Here is a 1,751-nt window from a genome sequence, read left to right as displayed (position 1 = left end):
CCTGCTCCGCCGTTGCCGCCGTGGCCGAAGAGTCCGGCTGCTCCGCCGTTACCACCGCCACCGCCGTCGCCGCCGCTGTTACTGCCCGCGATTCCGCCTGCTGCGCCATTGCCGCCGTTGCCAACCAATAGTCCGCCTTGGCCGCCGTTGCCGCCGGTACCGCCGACAGCATCGGCAACGCCGCCACCGCCTGCTCCGCCGTCGCCGCCGTTGCCGATGAGTCCGGCTGCTCCGCCGTTGCCGCCTGCGCCGCCAGGACCACCCGTTCCGCCCACACCACCGGCACCGCCGTTGCCGCCATCGCCAATCAACAGGCCGCCCAGGCCTCCGTTGCCGCCGGTACCGCCGACTGGGCCGGTTGCGCCGTTGCCGCCGTTGCCACCGTTGCCGATGAGTCCGGCAGCTCCGCCGTTGCCGCCACTGCCGCCGCCACCGCCGGCTATGGGCCCGGCTCCGCCGGTTCCGCCATTGCCGCCGTCGCCAATCAATAGGCCGCCATGGCCACCTTGGCCGCCTTGGCCGCCTAGCGCCTGGTTGGGTTTGGTGCCGCCAATGGCCGCGGCTCCGCCGGTTCCGCCGGTGCCGCCGTTGCCGAACAGTCCGGCGGCTCCGCCGTTGCCGCCGGTGCCGCCGTTGCCGCCGGTGATGGCGGCGGTTCCGCCGGCTCCGCCGGTGCCGCCGTTGCCGATCAGTAGTCCGCCTTGGCCGCCGTTACCGCCGTTGGCGCCGGTTCCGCCGGCGCCGCCGGTGCCGCCGTGGCCGAACAGTCCGGCGGCTCCGCCGTTGCCGCCGTTGTGGCCGGCGGCGCCTGATCCGCCGTTGCCGCCGTTGCCCCACAGCCATCCACCGTTGCCGCCGTTTTGTCCGGTGCCGTTGATCCCGTTAGCGCCGTTGCCGATCATCGGGCGTCCGATGAGCCATTCGCTGTCGGCGTTGGCTGTTTGGATCGCGTTGTGCGCGGCGTTTTCGGTCTCGGCGATCCAGTACTTTTCCGTGCTGCCGTTGAGCAGGTCGACGAATTGTTGGTGCAGCCATTGGTAGTCGCGGCTGAGTGCCTGCCAGGTGTGGCCCTGGCGTGTCAGCAGGGCGGACATGGCTGCCGATATCTCGTCGGCACCGGCGGGCAGCAGCCCGGTGGTGGGGAGGGCCGCGGCGGCGCTTGCTTCGCCAAATACCGATCCGATGCCCGCCAAATCCGTGGCGGCGCATTGCAATGCCTGCGGCGCGATGGTCACATATGACACAGCTCATCCTCCTGAGGTCTACCAATATCGTGGTGGGGCACCGGATACCGCTGGCCTGTTATCCGATCCCAGTTCGTGGGATCACGCTGGGCGGGGTGGCCAGTGGGGGCGCCGCCGCATGCCATGAGCCCGATCCCGCGTCGTAATACATCCGCGCGAATTAACCTCCGGCGGCGAACATGAAAACTCAACGAACATGCTCCACCATTGTGCTGACGGTAACTAAAAGGCGAAAAGGCAAAATGTCTAGCGTTGTCTCCGGTAACGTGAAAAAGATGTACCGCCCGGCTGGGTAATCGGCCAGTACGCTACAATTAACAGCTCGTTCGATTTACACAGGTTCCACACCGTTGATAGTTTCCATTCGGAACTGCACTCGGGCCGGAGTGATTGTCTCGCAGCCGACTATCAATACCAAACACAAAAAACAGATCAAACAATAATCAGCACCTATCAACGACCAGTGGTGCGCTCCTCGCGGGTGATCGAGACCAAATGCATCGATGA

Annotated in this window: 1 protein-coding gene; it reads right to left on the bottom strand. The window is 66.4% G+C overall.

What is annotated here, in order from left to right; translation table 11 throughout:
- Positions 1–1,244: PE family protein (locus tag BST40_RS27990; protein ID WP_208618949.1), on the bottom strand; the 1,244-nt coding region annotated here is incomplete at its 3' end.
- Positions 1,245–1,751: the final 507 nt, after the last annotated feature.

The sequence above is a fragment of the Mycobacterium persicum genome (genome assembly GCF_002086675.1).
Taxonomy (GTDB): domain Bacteria; phylum Actinomycetota; class Actinomycetes; order Mycobacteriales; family Mycobacteriaceae; genus Mycobacterium; species Mycobacterium persicum.
Note: the sequence above shows the minus strand (reverse complement) of the source record. Positions and strands in the feature narration are given on the sequence as shown.